The organism is Nocardia sp. NPDC004278, from assembly GCF_053602975.1.
The window spans coordinates 42,065-59,763 of the sequence record NZ_JBSGEQ010000034.1 but is presented as its reverse complement, the minus strand read 5'-3'; the positions used below and the strand labels follow the sequence as shown (position 1 = coordinate 59,763).

The 17,699-nt window shown below is 66.1% G+C and carries 17 protein-coding genes and 1 tRNA gene; 11 read left to right on the top strand and 7 right to left on the bottom strand.

Annotated features, from left to right (window positions below):
• Window positions 1-95: 95 nt before the first annotated feature.
• Both ACWEO2_RS35585 and ACWEO2_RS35580 read right to left on the bottom strand, forming a co-directional pair.
• Complete coding sequence (locus tag ACWEO2_RS35585; protein WP_452409368.1) at window positions 96-1,403, bottom strand: YhgE/Pip domain-containing protein; 1,308 nt, start codon at window positions 1,401-1,403, stop codon at window positions 96-98.
• Between the two features lie 80 nt (window positions 1,404-1,483).
• Window positions 1,484-2,407 (bottom strand): RNA polymerase sigma-70 factor, encoded by a 924-nt coding sequence (locus ACWEO2_RS35580; protein WP_452409367.1) that lies wholly within the window; start codon window positions 2,405-2,407, stop codon window positions 1,484-1,486.
• 162 nt (window positions 2,408-2,569) lie between these two features.
• On the opposite strand from ACWEO2_RS35580, the gene ACWEO2_RS35575 reads away from it, so the two are divergent.
• Window positions 2,570-3,055, top strand: coding sequence for a carboxymuconolactone decarboxylase family protein (locus tag ACWEO2_RS35575; RefSeq protein WP_452409366.1), 486 nt, complete (start codon window positions 2,570-2,572; stop codon window positions 3,053-3,055).
• 58 nt (window positions 3,056-3,113) lie between these two features.
• On the opposite strand, the gene ACWEO2_RS35570 is transcribed toward ACWEO2_RS35575, so the two are convergent.
• Both ACWEO2_RS35570 and ACWEO2_RS35565 read right to left on the bottom strand, forming a co-directional pair.
• Window positions 3,114-3,587 carry a DUF3592 domain-containing protein gene (locus ACWEO2_RS35570; protein ID WP_452409365.1) on the bottom strand — a complete coding sequence of 158 codons (474 nt, stop codon included), beginning with the start codon at window positions 3,585-3,587 and terminating at the stop codon, window positions 3,114-3,116.
• 382 nt (window positions 3,588-3,969) lie between these two features.
• Window positions 3,970-4,052, bottom strand: a tRNA-Leu gene (locus tag ACWEO2_RS35565).
• Window positions 4,053-4,276: 224 nt separating this feature from the next.
• Here ACWEO2_RS35565 and ACWEO2_RS35560 point away from each other — a divergent pair.
• The 8 genes from ACWEO2_RS35560 (at window position 4,277) to ACWEO2_RS35525 (ending at window position 14,773) form a co-directional block, all read left to right on the top strand.
• Window positions 4,277-5,695: a DUF3662 and FHA domain-containing protein gene (locus ACWEO2_RS35560; protein ID WP_452409364.1), complete on the top strand. Its 1,419-nt coding sequence runs from the start codon at window positions 4,277-4,279 to the stop codon at window positions 5,693-5,695.
• Window positions 5,696-5,897: 202 nt separating this feature from the next.
• Window positions 5,898-6,365 carry an FHA domain-containing protein FhaB/FipA gene (locus ACWEO2_RS35555; protein ID WP_040685661.1) on the top strand — a complete coding sequence of 156 codons (468 nt, stop codon included), beginning with the start codon at window positions 5,898-5,900 and terminating at the stop codon, window positions 6,363-6,365.
• Window positions 6,362-7,846 carry a PP2C family protein-serine/threonine phosphatase gene (locus ACWEO2_RS35550; protein ID WP_452409363.1) on the top strand — a complete coding sequence of 495 codons (1,485 nt, stop codon included), beginning with the start codon at window positions 6,362-6,364 and terminating at the stop codon, window positions 7,844-7,846. The genes ACWEO2_RS35555 and ACWEO2_RS35550 overlap by 4 nt, the downstream gene beginning before the upstream one ends.
• On the top strand, window positions 7,846-9,321 hold the full coding sequence (locus tag ACWEO2_RS35545; protein ID WP_452409362.1) for an FtsW/RodA/SpoVE family cell cycle protein: 1,476 nt from the start codon (window positions 7,846-7,848) through the stop codon (window positions 9,319-9,321). Before ACWEO2_RS35550 ends, ACWEO2_RS35545 begins: the two co-directional genes overlap by 1 nt.
• Window positions 9,318-10,784 (top strand): peptidoglycan D,D-transpeptidase FtsI family protein, encoded by a 1,467-nt coding sequence (locus tag ACWEO2_RS35540; protein ID WP_452409361.1) that lies wholly within the window; start codon window positions 9,318-9,320, stop codon window positions 10,782-10,784. The genes ACWEO2_RS35545 and ACWEO2_RS35540 overlap by 4 nt, the downstream gene beginning before the upstream one ends.
• Before the next feature lie 37 nt (window positions 10,785-10,821).
• On the top strand, window positions 10,822-12,339 hold the full coding sequence (locus tag ACWEO2_RS35535; RefSeq protein WP_452409360.1) for a protein kinase domain-containing protein: 1,518 nt from the start codon (window positions 10,822-10,824) through the stop codon (window positions 12,337-12,339).
• Window positions 12,336-14,243, top strand: coding sequence for a Stk1 family PASTA domain-containing Ser/Thr kinase (gene pknB / locus ACWEO2_RS35530; RefSeq protein WP_452409359.1), 1,908 nt, complete (start codon window positions 12,336-12,338; stop codon window positions 14,241-14,243). The genes ACWEO2_RS35535 and pknB overlap by 4 nt, the downstream gene beginning before the upstream one ends.
• Window positions 14,244-14,353: 110 nt before the next feature.
• Window positions 14,354-14,773, top strand: coding sequence for a CBS domain-containing protein (locus tag ACWEO2_RS35525; protein WP_354956791.1), 420 nt, complete (start codon window positions 14,354-14,356; stop codon window positions 14,771-14,773).
• Window positions 14,774-14,800: 27 nt separating this feature from the next.
• Here ACWEO2_RS35525 and ACWEO2_RS35520 read toward each other — a convergent pair whose 3' ends face one another.
• Genes ACWEO2_RS35520 through ACWEO2_RS35510 form a run of 3 tightly spaced genes read right to left on the bottom strand, consistent with a single transcriptional unit; the run spans window position 14,801 to window position 16,613 of the window.
• Window positions 14,801-15,250 carry a deaminase gene (locus tag ACWEO2_RS35520; RefSeq protein ID WP_452409358.1) on the bottom strand — a complete coding sequence of 150 codons (450 nt, stop codon included), beginning with the start codon at window positions 15,248-15,250 and terminating at the stop codon, window positions 14,801-14,803.
• 26 nt (window positions 15,251-15,276) lie between these two features.
• Complete coding sequence (locus ACWEO2_RS35515) at window positions 15,277-15,972, bottom strand: RibD family protein (RefSeq protein WP_452409357.1); 696 nt, start codon at window positions 15,970-15,972, stop codon at window positions 15,277-15,279.
• The gene (locus ACWEO2_RS35510; RefSeq protein WP_452409356.1) at window positions 15,969-16,613 is read right to left on the bottom strand and encodes an aminodeoxychorismate/anthranilate synthase component II; all 645 of its coding nucleotides are present in this window, start codon (window positions 16,611-16,613) and stop codon (window positions 15,969-15,971) included. The genes ACWEO2_RS35515 and ACWEO2_RS35510 overlap by 4 nt, the downstream gene beginning before the upstream one ends.
• 207 nt (window positions 16,614-16,820) lie before the next feature.
• Here ACWEO2_RS35510 and crgA point away from each other — a divergent pair, with 207 nt between their 5' ends.
• Complete coding sequence (gene crgA, locus ACWEO2_RS35505; RefSeq protein ID WP_354956799.1) at window positions 16,821-17,084, top strand: cell division protein CrgA; 264 nt, start codon at window positions 16,821-16,823, stop codon at window positions 17,082-17,084.
• A gap of 194 nt (window positions 17,085-17,278) precedes the next feature.
• The gene (locus tag ACWEO2_RS35500; RefSeq protein ID WP_354956825.1) at window positions 17,279-17,680 is read left to right on the top strand and encodes a PH domain-containing protein; all 402 of its coding nucleotides are present in this window, start codon (window positions 17,279-17,281) and stop codon (window positions 17,678-17,680) included.
• The last annotated feature ends 19 nt before the right edge of the window (window positions 17,681-17,699 follow it).

Genomic DNA, 17,699 nt, shown 5'->3' with positions numbered 1-17,699 from the left:
GGACCGCCGAATGCGGTGTCATCCGGTTTTCCCGGCGGCGTCGTGCGTGACAACCGGTGCACCGCGACCTCCCGGTCAGGAACTGCGGAAGCGGATCATCGGGCGGCAGTGGGTGCGCGGTGTAGTTCCTTGCGGTCGTAGTAGCGGGTGATGATCGCGCCCAGCGACAGTCCGATGGCCAGTCCGAGCAGGGTCATCCAGCTTGCGCGGCTGAGTCCGGCGGCGCCGTCGGCATTGAAGTACAGGATGGCGCGGATGCCGAGGTACACCTGGTGCATCGGTTCGAAGTCGGCAAGCCGGGCAACGGATTTCGGCAGCGCTTCGATCGGGATGGTGCCCCCGGAGGACGGCAGGCCGAGCACGATGAACAGGATGAGGTTGACCAGCATGCCAGCGGTGCCGAGCGCGGACACGATCGATAGTGCGGTCACGCCGACGGCAATGATCGCGAAGGTGCTGTACAGGAACAGCAGCAGCGGCCGGTCGATGGGCATCCCCAGCCAATGCGCGACGCCCATGAAGATGGCCGCGACCACCGGCGCGGTGCCGGTGATGATGCCCCACTTCAGCAGGAGTGTGTGCAGCCGGGAGATCGGTGTCGGTGGATAGTGCACGTACCAGGGGCCGAATTCGGTGGGCGCGAAGCCGAGCGAGGAATCGACCATGCCATTGATCACCATGGCGCCGGTGAACCCGGCCAGCAGCACCATCATGGTGTAGAAGAAGGCGGTGAGCCCGCCGCCGGTGCCCGCGGGCAGCGGATGGAACGGCGTGACGACCACGTCTATGGGCTTGGCCAGCATCAACCGGCTCAGGCCGACCAATTCGGGTGCCTGCCCACCCCCGGAGGATTGCAGTTGGGTCCGCACGGTCTCGGTGAGCCGTTCCCCGACCGTCTGATTGGCTCGAGCCAGTGCGCTGCCCGCGACGGTCTGCACGACCTGCGGTGAGAACGACCCGGTCCGTGGATTGGTGTACACGGTGATGATCGGCTGGCTGACGTCTCCGGGGACCACACTGGCGGTCGCGAAGATCCCCAGCCGCTTGGTGAAATCGCTCGGAATGACGATCGCCCCGTACACATTCCCCGAATTCAGCTCGTGCTGCGCCTCGTTGATTCCGAGTGCCCGCAGGTCGATCTTGTCGCTGGGAATCTGCTGGACGAGTGCATCGCTGATCTGCTTGCCCACATTGGTCGGCTGCCCGCCGAGTACATCCCCGGTGTCCTGATCCACCAGCGCGATCGGGAAGCCGTGCAGATGCTTCGACGGATCGACCACATAGGCCAGGTACATGGTGGCCAGCAGAGCCATGAGCAGCGAAACCACCACGGCGGGCACGAGCCACACCCGCGCCTGCGAACGCCGACCGGTCGCGTGATCGCCCTCTTCCGGGTTCGCCATGACAGCACCGTAATTCCTGGGTCATGACCGATGAGGGTGATTGCTCGAATGTGTCGGACTGCCTCGGGGGTGTCCGGGGCTCAGCGGCGCAGCGTGGTCTCGTGCCACATATGCGATAGCTTCTGGGGGTTGCGTACGGCGTAGAGCCCGGTGATGACGCCGTCGTCGATCCGAACGGCGACTACAGTGTCGATCTCGCCGTCCATCCGGACGATCAGCGCCGGGTAGCCATTGACCTGCGCCCGCTGCAGCGATGCGACGGCGGCGATGCGGCCGAGCACATGGACCACGCTATCGGCCCCCATGACCGGCGACAGCGCGGCCTGTTTGACTCCGCCACCATCACCCAAGAGAACGACATCCGGCGCGAGGATGTCGAACAGGGTTTGCAGATCGCCGGTTTCGATCGCCCGCTGGAATGCCGCGAGGGCGTTTCGGGTTTGCGCGGGGGATATTGGTCCGCGTGGTCGGCGGGCCGCAACGTGGGTGCGTGCGCGGTGGGCGATCTGGCGGACCGCGGCGGGGGTTTTGTCGACGGCTTCGGCAATGTCGTCATAGGCGATGTCGAAGACTTCACGGAGTACGAATACCGCTCGTTCGGTCGGGGTGAGTGTTTCGAGTACGAGCAGCATTGCCATGGAGACGCTGTCGGCCAGTTCGATGTCTTCGGCCACGTCGGGCGTGGTGAGCAGCGGTTCGGGCAACCACGGGCCGATGTAGGACTCTCTGCGGCGGCCGAGTGCGCGCAGCCGGACGAGTGCTTGGCGGGTGGTGATCCGGACCAGGTAGGCGCGTTGGGCTTGCACCGTGGTGAGGTCGACGTTCGCCCAGCGCAGCCAGGTCTCCTGGAGGACGTCCTCGGCGTCGGCCGCGGAGCCGAGTAGCTCGTAGGCGACGGTGAAGAGCAGGTTGCGGTGCCTGAGGAAGGCCGCCGTGGCGGGGTCCGGGCGGTCGTCGCGGCTCTCGCCGCGATACTCGGACGCGGTCTGCGACGCATCGGCCATGGGGTCCTCTTCACTCTCGGCTGTGTCCCCACCAGACACCGGGCACCGTCGTTCTGTGACACCGAGAAGTTGTGCCGCACGTCACATTTCCGCCGCGTCACAGGGATCGGGTCGTCGGCATCTTGTGTGCGTTCAGTCATCCCGAAGCAGGAGGCCACCATCGTGGAACCCCGTATCAATCTGTCCGCAAACGAGATCGGCGCCAAGTTCTTAAAGCGGTTCGGAAACGCCAGCCTGGCAATCCTCGAGTCGACGCTGCCCAAGGTCACCCAGGATCTGATGATGCTGCGCGTCAGCCAGATCAATGGCTGCGGTTGGTGCACCGACGTGCACAGCAAGGACCTCGCACACGCCGGGGAATCTCCGGTGCGCATCAACCTGGTCGCGGCTTGGCGCGAGTCCACCGTGTTCACCGAGGCCGAGCGCGCGGCGCTCGCGCTGGCCGAGGAGGGCACCCGCCTCGCCGACGCCCATCACGGTGTGTCCGACGAGACCTGGACCGCAGTGCGCAAGCACTACGACGACGATCAGATCGCCGCGATGGTCGCGCTGGTCGCCCAGATCAATGCGGCCAACCGGCTCGGCGTAATCGTGCGCCAGCAGGGCGGCTCCTACCAGCCCGGCATGTTCGCCAACAGCGCGAACTGATCGTCGGGCAAATCCCGGCCCGGCCAGGATCCTTCGATCCGGGCCGGGCCCGCGCATGTCACACCGGTTCTTTGTCCGGGCTCAGCTGATCGAGCCATTCCCGCAGTTTCGCCTTTCGTCGCCCATTGACGTACCCGACGGCGCAAGCGGCGGCGACCAGTATGCCGAATCCGCCCGCGAACAGCGGCCCGCCGTAGGTCGAGTGCAGATCCGCCACCTCCGCCTCGGCGGGATCCTTCGGGTTATAGGCGACGGGCACCCGCTCACCGGTCGAGTAGCTGTGCAACACGCTGTATGCCGAGGTTCTGGTCGTGTACCGCGTGCCGTCGACGACAAACTCGACCCCCCGGCCATCGCCCGAACTCGCGAGCAGCACGGTTCCATCGGTACGCGCGGTGCCCTCGAGTGCTCGCCCACTCGACACACCCCACACCACAGCCGCCAACACGAGCGCCATCCCGACCACCCCGGCAATGAGCGCACCCCGCGTCGCATGACACGTCATAGGGGTGGTGGTTCCAACATCCGTCATGTTCTCGAGTCCGATCGTCGTCGTTCCCCTAGACGGTTATCGACTTCAGCCCGCCGGGCGTAGCACGGGGCAGCGAATCTGCCGCCCGTGGTCCGCGCCGTATTTATCGGGCGGCTGGTAAAGGGTGGTGATCGGGACCGAACGGCCGCAGCTGTAGACGGGGAAGCGGCTGTAGGTCAGCGGAGCTGAGTCAGCTCGTCGACATAGATTCAAAACCACTGACACAGAAGGGAAACCACTTGTGCAAGGCGACAGGAAAGCGATCCTTGGGGGACACGCGATCAACACCTACGCACGCCCACAGACCTCAGCAAATCTTGTCGACGAAAAAAGCCGCAGGCCAGAGGAAAAACCCTCTGACCTGCGGCCCCTACCATCTCTGTGGGCGAAGGGGGACTTGAACCCCCACGTCCCGAAGGACACTGGCACCTGAAGCCAGCGCGTCTGCCATTCCGCCACTCGCCCGAGCGACTGGGAGACAGTATCACGGGGGTCGGCGAGACATGAAATCGCCTGCTGGCGGCCCTGCGGCGCCGACTGGGCGGTGGCGGGAACCCGCCAGGCTTTCCAGGAGTTACAGGTGTGGACGATCGTGGATATCATGCAATGAACGTGGTCGATACGCGACACGCCATATACGCGTGTCGTTGTTATGAATCAGTAGAGACGCTCACCGAAGGGAGGCCGAGATGGGCATCGTTTCTCGATTCGAGCGTCGCCTTCAAGGCGCCGTCGGTGACGTGTTCGCCAGAGCTTTCGGCGGCAGTGTCGTCCCCCAGGAGGTGGAGGCGGCGCTCAAGCAGGAAGCCACCGACAACATCCAGGATCTGGGCGGCGGACATCTGTTGGCGCCCAACAGCTATGTGATCACCATCAACACCTCTGATCACCAACAACTCGACGCCGACCACGACCTCACTACCCGCGCATTCGCCAAACACCTACAGGACTACATCCGCGAACAAGGCTGGCAGACCTACGGCGAAGTACACGTGGCATTCGAGGCATCACCTACGCTGCACACCGGACAGTTCAGGGCGAGCGGTCGGGTCGATCCCGACGTCGGCCGCAGAGCCACCCCGGCTCGCAGCCCCGAACCCCCGCCACAACAACCTGCAAACCCGCAACCAGGAGCTGGCCCCATGACGCAGAACTCAGGCTACGACCCAAGCCGTGAGCACGCGGAGTCCGATCCACGCAACCGCGGGTACGCACCGCCGCCCACGGGGCGGCCCGGACCGCCGAACGGTGCGTACCGCGATGACTACGGCCGGGGCGGCGCGCCCTATGGCGGTGGCTCCGACTACCAGGCGCCGGACTCGCAGCAGGGTTACGGCGACTACCAGAACGGCTACGACTACCAGCAGGGCGGCCAGGGCTACGGTCAGCAGGCCTATCAGGAGCCGGGCTACGGCGGCGGCCAGCAGGGCTATGGCGAGCGCGGCGGCTACGGCCAGCAGCAGGGTGGCTACGCCGATCAGGACTACGGCCAGCAGGGCTATCAGGAGCCGGGCTACGGCCAGCAGGGCTACGGCGAACAAGGCTACGGACAGCAGGGCTACGGACAGTCCGGCTACGGCGAGCAGGGCTACGCCGAGCAGGGCGGCTACGGTCAGCAGCCGGGCTACGGCCAGCAGGGCTACGCGCAGTCCGGCTACGGCGAGCAGGGCTACGCGGAACCGGGTTACAGCGAGCCGGGCTACGGCGCGCCGGACGAGCAGGGCGGCTACGGCCAGGCCTACTCGCAACAGCCCGGCTACGGCGCGCAGGGCGGCGGCTACGCGGCCCCCGCGTATGGCGGTGGCGCACAGGCCGGTTCGGGCTACTCCGCGACGCTACAGCTCGACGACGGCAGCGGCCGCACCTACCAGCTCCGCGAGGGCAGCAACATCATCGGCCGCGGTCAGGACGCGCACTTCCGGCTGCCGGATACCGGAGTTTCGCGCCGTCACATCGAGGTTCGCTGGGACGGGCAGACCGCAATGCTCTCGGACCTCGGTTCGACCAACGGCACCCTCGTCAACGGCTCACCCGTCCAGGATTGGCAGCTTGCCGATGGTGACGTTATCCGCGCCGGGCATTCCGAGATCCTGATCCGTATCGTCTGATCCCGTAAGCTCGCGATGCAGGTCACGACATGGCGTACAGGGATTCTGCGGCCGTATCGTGATCGAACTCGACCCACGGCCCTATGATGCTGCCAACACACGCGCGTCGCCAGGACCGGGGCTCGCGAAACCAGCAAGCCGGTGGGGGCGAACTCGCACCTACGGGCACCGACGTACACGGTCGAACAGGAGGTGGAGCGCCGTGCAGGGACTGATCCTGCAACTGACCCGTGCGGGGTTCCTGCTGCTGTTGTGGTTATTCGTGTGGGCGGTGTTGCGCACCCTGCGCAGCGACATCTACGCGGCATCCGGCATCCGGATCCAGCCCAGGGCCGCTCGCGGTTCCACGGTGCTGCCGTCTTTCAGCCGAGGCCAGAAGGGCGCCAAATTTCTTGTGGTGACTCAAGGTTCACTCGCCGGCACTCGCATATCGCTCGGCACCCAACCGGTGCTGATCGGACGTGCGGACGACTCAACGCTGGTACTCACCGATGATTACGCATCTACCAGACATGCGCGGCTCTCACCACGCGGTGACGACTGGTACGTCGAAGACCTCGGCTCGACGAACGGCACCTACCTCGACCGTGCGAAAGTCACCACCGCAGTCCGAGTTCCACTCGGTACCCCAGTCCGTGTCGGCAAAACAGTGATCGAGCTGCGATCGTGACACTTGTTCTCCGCTACGCAGCGCGTAGCGACCGCGGTCTTGTCCGAGGCAACAACGAGGACTCCGTCTATGCGGGCGCACGGCTGCTCGCACTAGCCGACGGTATGGGCGGCCACGCCGCCGGCGAGGTGGCATCGCAGCTGATGATCGCCGCCCTGGCCCATCTCGATGACGATGAGCCCGGTGACGATCTGCTCGGCAAGCTCAATACCGCCACCCACGCGGGCAATGCCGCCATTGCCGATCACGTCGAGGAAGAGCCCGAACTCGACGGCATGGGCACCACGCTCACCGCAATCCTGTTCGCGGGCAAGAAACTCGGCCTGGTCCACATCGGTGACTCCCGCGCCTATCTGCTGCGCGGCGGCGAGCTGGCCCAGATCACCCGCGACGACACCTTCGTCCAGTCGCTGGTCGACGAGGGCCGGATCACCCCTGAGCAGGCGCATACCCATCCGCAGCGTTCGCTGATCATGCGCGCACTCACCGGTAACGAGATCGAGCCGACGCTGATCATGCGCGAGGCCCGTGCGGGCGATCGCTATCTGCTGTGCTCCGACGGGCTCTCCGATGTGGTCAGCGATGAGACCATCGCCAACACCATGCGCGAGGGCGGCACCGACGAATGCGCCGACCGGCTCATCGAACTCGCGCTGCGCAGCGGCGGCCCGGACAACGTCACCGTGGTCGTCGCCGATGTCATCGATCTGGACTACGGGCAGAGCCACCCGATCGTCGCGGGTGCGGCCTCCGGTCAGGACGAGGACACCCCGCCGCCGAATACTGCCGCCGGTCGCGCCGCGGCGATGCGTCCACCGCGGACGGAGCCGCGCCGCGCCGCCGCCACGCCCGAGACGCCGCCGCCGAGTAAATCCCACCGGCTGCGCTGGATCCTGCTGGCGGTCGCCCTGGTGGCGGCCGCGGCTGTCGGATTGCTGGTCGGCTACAAGATGATTCGCAGCAACTACTACGTCGGTGCGGATAGCGGCCAGGTCGTCATCCTGCGCGGACTCCCGGGTTCGGTGCTCGGATATTCGATCCATGAGGTCGAATCGGTCGGCTGCGTCGACGCCGGTGGCGCCCTCACGCTGAAGCAGCCAAATGAGGGTCTGCCGGCGAAGTGCAAGGCGCTCGAGGTGTCCGATCTCAAGCAGACCGGGCGCGATCAGGTGGACAAGGGTCTGCCGCCGGGTTCGCTGGACGATGCCCGCAAGCAGATGCAGACCCTGGCGCAGAAGGAACTGCTGCCCGTCTGCCCGCCCAAGGAGGCGGTGCCCCAGCCCGGCGTCGTTCCGCCCGCCGAACCGCCCGCAGCGCCCGGTGCGCCCGCGCCCACGCCTGTCGCTCCGACCGGCGAGAACCATCAGCCGCCCGCACCGCAGCAGCCGAGCGAGACCAAGATCCCCGACGGCAAGACCCCGACGACGACCGCGTCGTCGAACCCCCAGACGGCGGGGGAGCCTTGCCGGGTGACGGACTGATGTCCGCTCCGGCACCGCCGTCCGCTGGGGCCTTTCCCAGTCCCCCTGGCGGATTCGCGCCCGCGCCGCCGCCGTCGACCAGACGCAACGCCGAACTCTTATTGCTCGCCGGCGCGACAGGGATCGTCACCATCTCACTGTTCCTGGTGGAGGCGAGCCAGGAACAATCGGTCACCTTGGACATCGCCAAGTACGGTCTCGCCTATCTCGCCCTGTTCGCCGTGGCACATCTGGCAGTGCGGCGCTTCGCTCCATTCGCCGATCCACTCCTGCTTCCGATTGCGGCGCTGCTCAACGGACTCGGCCTGGTACTGATCCATCGGCTCGATCTCGCCGATGCGCAAACGGCCGTGTACAACTCCTGGCCGATTCCCTCCCCCGATGCCAATCAACAGATCCTGTGGACCGGCCTGGGGATGATCATCTTCATCACGATCCTGGTCGTGCTGCGCGATTACCGTACGCTGGCGCGCTACAGCTACACCCTAGGCCTCATCGGCCTTGTCGCGCTGGCGATTCCGGCATTGCTGCCGGGCGCGTATTCGGAGACCAATGGCTCCAAGATCTGGATCCGGCTGCCCGGATTGAGTGTGCAGCCGGGTGAATTCGCCAAGATCCTGCTGATCATCTTCTTCGCCTCGGTGCTGGTCGCCAAGCGCGATCTGTTCACCGCGGCCGGGCGGCATTTCCTCGGCATGGAGTTCCCGCGCGCCCGCGACCTCGGGCCGATCCTGGTGGTCTGGATCGTCTGCATCGGGGTGCTGGTCTTCGAAAAGGACCTCGGCACTTCGCTGTTGATCTTCAGCACCGTGCTGGTGATGCTCTACATCGCGACCGAACGGGTGGGCTGGCTCGTTATCGGCGGCGCGCTGCTGACCATCGGATTCTTCTTCGCCTACCAGGCCTTCAGCCATGTGCGGGTGCGCACGCAGACCTGGCTGCACCCGTTCGCCGATTACAACAACACCGGCTACCAGATCTCACAGTCGCTGTTCGGATTGGCCACCGGCGGACTTGCGGGCACCGGCCTGGGCAGCGGGCGGCCCTCTCAGGTGCCCTTCGCCAAGACCGACTTCATCATCACCACCATCGGCGAGGAACTCGGCCTGTTCGGACTCGCCGCGGTGCTGCTGTTGTTCCTGGTGTTCGTGGTGCGCGGCCTGCGGACCGCGCTGGCCGTGCGTGACAGTTTCGGCAAGCTGCTGGCGGCAGGACTGGCCTTCACCATTGCGATCCAGCTGTTCGTGGTGGTCGGCGGTGTCACCAAACTGATTCCGCTGACCGGCCTCACCACCCCGTTCATGTCCTACGGTGGTTCGTCGCTGCTGGCCAACTACGCACTGCTCGCCCTGTTGATCAAGGTGTCCGACGCGGCTCGTGCCCCGGCGCCGGTGCGCAAGAAGGATGCGGTGGCCCCGATCGCAGAGGCGTCGACCGAACTCCTGCGCAAACCGGAAGCGAGGCCGCAGGAATGAACACACCGCTACGACGGGTCGCGGTCGCGGTGATGCTCATGATCGTCGCGCTGCTGATCAACGCCACCTACGTGCAGGTGATCAAGGCCGACGACTACCGCACCGATCCACGCAACTCCCGCGTACTGCTCGACGAGTACGCGCGCCAGCGCGGGCAGATCTCCGCGGGCGGCACCGTATTGGCCAGTTCGGTCGCGACCGAGGACCGCTACAAGTACCTGCGCACCTATCCGACGGATCCGGAGGCGTACGCCCCGGTCACCGGTTTCTACTCGATGCAGTACGGCAGCACGGGTTTGGAGCGCGCCGAGGATACGGTGCTCAACGGCTCGGACAACTCGCTGTTCGGGCGCCGTCTGATCGACATGATCTCCGGTCGTGATCCACGCGGCGGCAATGTGCTCACCACGCTGGATCCGATGATGCAGCAGGTCGCCTACGAGCAGTTGACCGCCAAGGGCTTCACCGGCTCCGTGGTGGCGATCGAGCCGAGTACCGGCAAGATTCTCACCATGGTCTCCACCCCCAGCTACGATCCCAACCCGCTGTCCGGCCACGATGGCGCCCAGGGCACCAAGTCTTGGGAAGAGCTGAGTGCGGACCAGCGCCAACCCATGTTGAATCGTGCTGTGTCGCAGACCTATCCGCCGGGTTCCACCTTCAAGGTGGTCGTCACCGCCGCCGCGTTGGCCAACGGTACCGCCACCCCGGATGACCAATTCACCGCCGCACCCAACATCACCCTGCCCGGCACCACCACGACGTTGGAGAATTACAACGGCTCCACCTGCGGCAACGGCCCGACCGCGACGCTCACCGAGGCCTTCCGCAGATCCTGCAATACCGCCTTCGTCGAACTCGGCCTCAAGGTCGGCGCCTCGAATCTGAAGGATGAGGCGGCCGCATTCGGCATCGGCGCGCATCGCGGCATCCCGATTCCGGTGGCCGAGAGCACCGTCGGCACCATTCCGGACAACGCCGCACTGGCCCAGAGCAGCATCGGCCAGCGCGACGTCGCACTTACCCCACTGGACAATGCGGTCATTGCCGCGACCATCGCGAACGGCGGCGTCCGCATGGAGCCGTACCTGGTCGACCAGCTGCAGGGACCCGATCTGAGCGAGCTCTCGAAAAATAAACCCGTCTCAGTCGGACAAGCCGTCAGCGCCCAGGTAGCGTCGACGCTGACCAACCTGATGATCGCGTCGGAGGACAACACCGTCGGACACGGCCAAACCCGGTACCAAATTGCCTCTAAGACCGGAACCGCCGAGCACGGCAGCAATCCGCGCAATACGCCACCACACGCCTGGTACATCGCCTTCGCCCCCGCACAGAACCCCAAGATCGCCATCGCGGTGATCGTGGAGAACGGTGGCGATCGGGCGCTGGCCGCTACCGGTGGCTCGGTGGCCGCGCCGATCGCCCGCGCGGTGCTTGACGCCGGTTTGCGAGGGCGCTGAGAGATATGAACGTGCGAGTGGATGTACGGGGGCCGGGATGCTGAATAACGGCGCGATGATCGCCGACCGATATCGCCTGCAACGCCTGATCGCCACGGGCGGTATGGGCCAGGTCTGGGAGGCGCTCGACACCCGGCTGGACCGCCGGGTCGCGGTGAAGGTGCTCAAGTCGGAGTTCTCGGCCGACCCCACCTTCCGGCACCGGTTCCGTAGCGAGGCCAAGACCACGGCCCAGCTGAATCACCCCGGCATCGCCGGTATCTACGACTACGGTGAGACCCTCGATCCGAGCGGTGGCGAAACCGCCTACCTGGTCATGGAACTGGTGCAGGGCGAGCCGCTCAATACGGTGCTGAACCGGCTCGGCCGACTCTCGGTGGCCCAGGGGCTGGACATGCTGGAGCAGACCGGCCGCGCACTCGAGGTCGCACATGCCGCCGGTGTCGTACACCGTGACGTGAAGCCGGGCAATATCCTGGTCACCCCGCACGGTCAGGTGAAGATCACCGACTTCGGCATCGCCAAGGCGGTCGACGCCTCCCCGGTGACCAAGACCGGCATGGTGATGGGCACCGCCCAGTACATCGCACCGGAGCAGGCGGTCGGCGAGGATGCGACGGCAGCCAGTGATGTTTACGCACTGGGTGTTGTTGGGTACGAGGCGCTGGCCGGACAACGGCCGTTCACCGGTGACGGCGCGATCACCGTCGCGATGAAACATGTGCGCGAGGCCCCGCCGCCGATGCCGTCCGATCTGCCGCCCAATGTGCGTGAGCTCATCGAGATCACCATGGGCAAGGATCCGACGCTGCGCTATGCCAGCGGCGGCGAATTCGCCGACGCGGTCGCCGCCGTGCGTGCCGGCCGTCGCCCACCACCGCCGGTCGCCACCGGCACACCGATGGCGACCGGTGCGACCCGGGTGCTGCCGCCCGGCCCGACGGTGATTCTGCCGTCGCAGGACCATGAGGGCCCGACGGTCCGGTACAACACCCCGATGGGTGGGGCGGGCGCCGGTTCGAGCAGACAAACGCCCGCCGGCGCGCCGAGGACCGTGATGAGTTCCGGTGCCACCCGCGCCAACTCGGGGCCCGGTCCAGAGACTTCGAAGTTCACCAGCGGCCAGAAGGTCGGTGCGGCCGTCGCCGTCGGCGCGGTACTGCTCGTCGGTCTCGTGCTCTGGTTGCTCTTCGGTGGCGATACCAATCCGGATACCGTGCGCCCCACCACCACCACGAAGGTCGTGCCGCCGCCGGTGATCGCGCCGACGACGATAACGACAACAACCGAGCCGCCGACGACCATCGTTCCCACGACAAGACCGGCACCGCCACCGCCGACAACAACGGAAGCGCCGACGACAACAACGCAGCCGCCGACGACGACTCCGAGCACCACGGCGCCGACTACGACGAAGACCTCGAAAACAACGACTCCGTCCACCACCACCAGAGGCTCGTGGTTCCCTACGCTCGACTTACCATTTCCGGATAGTCCCGGTGCCCGAGGACCCTCGGCCACCCCCGGCGCTGCTACTCCGCAAGGACAACCATGACGACCCCGAAGAATCTCTCCTCCCGCTACGAGCTGGGTGAGATCATCGGGTTCGGCGGCATGTCCGAAGTCCACAAGGCGCGGGATCTACGGCTCAGTCGGGATGTGGCGATCAAGGTGCTGCGCGCCGACCTCGCCCGCGACCCAACGTTCTATCTGCGCTTCAAGCGCGAGGCGCAGAACGCCGCCGCACTGAACCACCCGGCCATCGTCGCGGTCTACGACACTGGTGAGGCGGAGGTGGACGGCGGCCCGCTGCCGTACATCGTGATGGAGTACGTCGACGGTGACACGCTGCGCGACATCGTGCGCGGTAAGGGGCCGATACCGCCGCGCCGGGCCATGGAGGTCGTCGCCGACGTCTGCGCCGCACTGGATTTCAGCCATAAGGCCGGGATCGTGCACCGCGATATGAAACCGGCCAACATCATGATCAACCGGGCCGGCGCGGTGAAGGTGATGGACTTCGGCATCGCGCGGGCGATCGCCGACAGCTCCAATCCGATGACCCAGACCGCGGCCGTGATCGGAACCGCGCAATATCTTTCGCCCGAACAGGCGCGCGGTGAGACCGTCGACGCCCGCTCGGATGTCTATTCCGTCGGCTGTGTGCTGTTCGAAATCCTCACCGGCGAGCCGCCTTTCACCGGTGACTCCCCGATCGCCGTTGCCTACCAGCACGTCCGGGAGGACCCGCGGCTGCCCTCACATGTCCATAACGGGGTGCCGCGCGAGCTGGACTCCGTCGTGCTCAAGGCGATGAGCAAGAATCCGGCCAATCGGTACCAGTCCGCGGCCGAGATGCGCGCCGACCTGATCCGGGTGCTCGGCGGGCAGAAGCCGAGCGCGCCGATGGTGATGACCGACGAGGACCGCACCACCATCCTCGGCTCGAACGAACCGCCGCCGCGCAACTTCCGGACCGTCGAACGCAATGACGACACCGCCGAGCAGGAACGCGCCGAACCGGCGAATCCGCGCCGCAATCTCTACATCGCACTCGGCGCCGCGGCCGCGGTCATCGTGGCATTCGCCCTGTTCTGGGTATTGATCGGGCCAGGTGCGCGCCCGGATCAGGTTGACGTGCCCGACCTTTCGAACATGACGGCGCAGCAGGCTCAAGAATCGCTGCAGAAGCGCGGCTTCACCGTGGCCATCCAGCAGAACCCGAATGGCAAGGTGGCCACCGGCAATGTCATCTCGACCCAGCCGCTCGGCGGTTCCCGGGTCGACAAGGGCAGCACCATCACCGTGCAGGTCTCCACCGGACCGGCTCAGGTCCCGGTGCCTCGACTGGACGGCATGACCCAGCAACAGGCCGAGCAGCAGCTCAATGCCAACGGCCTGCGGATGGATCCGACCGTGCAGCGCAAACCGTCGAGTGCGCAGGAAACCGACAAGGTGATCGGCACCGAGCCGTCGGCGGGCAACCGGGTCGATGTCGACCGGGCCGTGGTAGTGATCCTCGGCTCCGGACCGGAACAGATCCGGGTGCCGAACGTGGTCGGACAGGACATCGGCGTCGCGCAGCCGAATCTGGTGGACAGCGCCGGATTCAAGATCACCGTCCAGGAGGTGCCCTCCTCGAAGCCCAAGGGCGAGGTGATCGCAACGAATCCGGCTGGCGGCACCACCGCCGACAAGGGGTCGCCGGTGACCGTGCAGGTCTCCAGTGGTGACCAGGTCACCATGCCGTCGCTGATCGGGCTGACCTCGGCACAGGCCGTGGACAAACTGCGTCAGGCCGGGTGGACCGGCTCGGCGGCACAGATCAACCAGTCGGCCCAGGGCACCTTCGATACCAATAGCGTCGGGCGGGTGGTCAGCCAGCAGCCCGCCGCGGGTTCGTCGATCGCGAAGACCGGACCGATATCGGTCACCATCTACGTCCTCGGTCCGCCATAGCGGCACCCAGGTCAAGCACCTGAATACGCGGAGAGGCGGACCGCACGGTCTGATCGGAGCGAGAATGGGGCTGCCCATCCCCAACCCACTGTGGAACAGGAGGCAGCCCCATGACCACTGCCAGGGACATCATGAAGCCAGGGGCCGAGTGGATTTCCAAGGACGAGAGTGTCGGCAAGGCCGCGCGGGTAATGGCCGAACGCGGCGTCGGCGCACTGGTCATCGCCGATGAGAACGAACGGATGTGCGGGATCATCACCGACCGCGACATCGTGGTCAAATGCGTCGCCCAGGGCCGGGCGCCGTCGACCACCCGCGCCGAAGAACTCTGTGCGGCGACCCCGCGGTGGGTCGACGCCGATGCGGATGTCAACGAGGTGCTCGATCAGATGGAAAGTCATCGGATCAAGCGAATGCCGGTGATCGAAGCCAAGCGGCTGGTCGGGATGATCAGCGAGGCCGACCTCGCACGGCACCTCGACGACAACCAGCTCAGCGAGTTCGTCACCGCGATCTACGGCAGGCCGTAGCTCGCGCCCCGACGGGTTCGGCACCCGTCACGAAAGATCCAGGTGGCGATTCATCGACATCGCCTCCTCGGCCAGCTCCGCCAGTTCGACCACCTCGACGCCGTGCTGGCGCAGCTTCTCCACGCCGACGCAATTGGTCACGAAGGTGGCCGGTTCGCGCCAGGCGATGACCACTCGCGGAATACCGGCCCGCAGGATCCGGTCGGTACACGGCAACCGCGTCGCGGTGGCGCGCTGTGAACACGGTTCCAGGGTGGAGTAGAGCGTCGCTTCGGCCAGCCGAGGATCGTTCGCGTCGAGTTTGTTCAGCGCGGACTCCTCGGCATGGACCTTCGCATCGGTCTCCCGCGAGTAGCCCGTCGAGATTTCGACGCCATTGGCCACGATGAGCGCACCGACCGAGAACGCGGTCGGACTGGTCGGGCACAGCCGCGCCAGTTCGATTGCCCGGCGCATGAATTGGATATCAGCAGACATCGGAAGACCTCCGCGGTCGGGGACACTCAGCGGTCATGCGCGGCACTGCCGGACTGTCGCGGCAGATAGCGCAGCAGCGCGATATCACCGATCTGCGTGACATCGGCCAAATGCATTCTGCGAGCCGGGTAGGCGGCCGGACCGAGGAAGCGGGGCGCTGCGGCATGTCCGATGACGATCGGCGCGATCGCCATCTGCAACTCGTCGGCCAGGTCCCGCGAGAGAAATTCCGTGTGGACGCGCGTGCCACCTTCGACCATCAGCCGGGCGATGCCGCGCCGACCGAGATCGTCGAGCAATGCACCGAGCTGGATTTCGGCGCCAAGGGAGACCACCTCGGCGAGACCGGCCAGCCGAGCGCCGAGCTTCGCCGCACCGGCCGCGGTGGTGTAGACGAGCTTGCCGCCGCCGTGGTGCCAGAACCGCAGTTCCGGATCCAGATCACCGCGCGCGCTGACGGCGATCTTCAGCGGGTATTCCGGCTTACCCGCCGCAATGCGCGCCGCCCGCCGCTGCGCGCTGTTGACCAGCAGTCGGGGGTTGTCGCGACGGAGCGTCTCGGCACCGATCAAGATCGCGTCGGAATCCGCGCGCACCTGATCCACCCGATCGAAATCCGCCGCATTCGACAGCTTCAGCCGCTCCGGGGTCGCGTCGTCGATATATCCGTCGACGCTGACCGCAACCGACAGCAGGACGTAGGGCCGGATTCCTTGCGTCACTGGGTCACCAGTGCCGCAACCTCCGCCTCCAGCAGCTCCACCAACCCCTCCGACGGCCGCTCGCCGCATACCTCGAGCCAGTTCGCCAGCATCCGGTGCCCGCCCTGGGTCAGTACCGATTCGGGATGGAATTGCACACCGTGGATCGGCAGTGTGCGGTGCCGCATGGCCATGACGATTCCGGACTCGGTGCGGCCGATCACCTCGATATCTGCGGGCAATGTGTCCTCGAGGACGGTGAGCGAGTGGTATCGGGTCGCGGTGAACGGATCCGACAGCCCGGAGAGCACGCCAACGCCCAGGTGGAACACCGAACTGGTCTTGCCGTGCAGCAGTTCCGGCGCGCGGGTGACCGTACCGCCGAACGCCTCGCCGATAGCCTGATGACCGAGGCACACCCCCAGCAGCGGAATGCTGTGCCGGGCGCAGGCGTGTACGAGGTCGATGCTCGCGCCAGCCCGATCCGGGGTGCCGGGACCGGGGCTGATCAGGATGCCGTCGTATTCGGTGACGACGGCATCGAGGTCGGCCAGCTTCGGGTCGTCGTTGCGCCAGACCACGGCCTCGACACCCAACTGGCCGAGGTACTGCACCAGGTTGAACACGAAACTGTCGTAGTTGTCGACGACCAGAACACGCATGCTGTCGAGATTACGTGGCGACCCGGCGGGCCGTCGCATCCATTACCAGTTGGGATAGCCTAGAGGCAGACCGGAGGGAACCTGAGCCCTCGCCCGGCCCCTTCGGCGCTCGCCGGATCGGGGACTGCAGCGAGCGAGCCGGGGCGCCATAATTCAACCGAATCCTGCCCGCCGGTACCCGACCTGAACGCCGAACATGAGGACGACATGCCCAAGTCGAAGGTCCGTAAGAAGACCGACTACACGATCAATCCCGCCAGCCGCACGCCGGTGAAGGTGAAGGTAGGACCGTCCCCGGTCTGGTACGTCGTGATCATGCTCGGCTTCATGCTGGCCGGGCTGGTCTGGCTGCTCGTCTACTACCTGGCCAATGACCGCATCACCTGGATGGCGGATCTGGGCGCGTGGAACTTCCTGATCGGCTTCGGGTTGATGGTCATCGGCCTGATCATGACGATGCGGTGGCGCTGACCGGCCCATAGTCGGCTGTTCGAGCGACCGGCAAACCGTCCCACCGGCTGGGATTACAGACGTGTCATTCATACACACCTGTGGATAACCGTGTGGACAACTCGAGGAACGATTGGGGAAAGTGACGCGTGGATCCCGAATCCGATTCTCCTGATCCGCTGCCGCCCGAACCACGCACCACCTGGACTACGCCGATGGCCGCACTCATCGCGGTGACCATCGGCGGCGTGGTGCTGGCCGGTGCCGCCATCCTCGCCAAGGATGGACCGAGCCGTCTGCTCATCGGGTTGGCCGCGGTCGGCCTGTTGGCATTGGCCGGACTCGGATTCCGGCAGCGACCTCGACTGAGCATCGCCTCCGGCCCCGAGCCACGTCTGGTGGTTCGCACCCTCACCGGACCGACCGAATACCGGCGCGATCAGATTCTGCGCGCGCGGGTCGTCGGCTACCGCCGCCTGGGCCGCAAGAATCCCATGCTCGAAATCGATGTCGAGCACCACGGCGACGAACGCCTGCTCATCTTCGGCCGCTGGGATCTCGGCACCAGTCCCGACGAAGTCTTCGAAACCCTTGTCGCGCATGGCCTGGCGCAGTAGCCGACGCTGCATCCGTGCG